Here is a 769-nt window from a genome sequence, read left to right as displayed (position 1 = left end):
TGTCTGAAAAGACAGTCGATTAGCACTATAAAGAGTCGAATACTTTTATCCGATAAAATAAGCAGTAGGAAAAAACAATAAGAAATAGTAGATTCAATCCATATTATATTATATATTGAATATAACGTTCCATCCAATTTAATCAATTTAAGAATACTGTTTAGACTAGTTATTAGTATAGAAACAGATCCCAATTTTTATTTTCAAAAACTATTTGAAGATTCTTATTATAAGTGAAGCTTATTGCCCGAAGATGACTGAAGTGCTATTAAATGTTACAAAAGTCTCTGCCTTTATTCTATTGAAAGGGGGTGCCAATTTCCATGAAGGTACTAAAGTCACTATCCAGCGAGAAAAAGGGGCTTTAGCTATAACAAAATGGGTACAAGGAGCATGTTACTATGAAAATTGTGATGTTAGGAGGGGAAATATGGGACCTACACCAAAACGATTCATTAATAGGAAAATGAAGTTGACATTACGAAGATCCTTCATTCTATTGATGACCATTCTCATCGTCTGTAGTGAGGCATTAGCAACCATTCCTATGATAGCGATTGCAGAAGATACAGGTATGAAGGGACTAACTGTGTCAAAAGATGTGGATGGTGAAGAGAGTAAAGAGGTACGAATTGGAGAAGATTTTCCTACAATATCTCTGTTGAATTGCCTGAGGATGTATCAAGCTATGAATCTATAATCATCTCAGATGAGCTTGATGATCAACTAGTCATTCAGGAGACATCTACCTACATTAACGGGGAAGTGA

The 769-nt window shown here is 34.6% G+C and carries 1 protein-coding gene; it reads left to right on the top strand.

The genetic code is table 11. The features are described 5' to 3' along the window. Positions 1 to 430 precede the first annotated feature (430 nt). A complete protein-coding gene (locus JCM19034_RS22100) occupies positions 431 to 700 on the top strand; it encodes a hypothetical protein (RefSeq protein WP_156324101.1) in 270 nt (89 codons plus the stop codon). The last annotated feature ends 69 nt before the right edge of the window (positions 701 to 769 follow it).

This window comes from Bacillus sp. JCM 19034 (assembly GCF_001310635.1).
GTDB lineage: Bacteria > Bacillota > Bacilli > Bacillales > Bacillaceae_D > Halalkalibacter.
This window is presented reverse-complemented; position numbering and strand designations above follow the sequence as displayed.

Excerpts from the sequence above, each read along its gene's own strand:
- JCM19034_RS22100 (WP_156324101.1), top strand. The coding sequence starts at position 431 with ATGGGACCTACACCAAAACGATTCATTAATAGGAAAATGAAGTTGACA.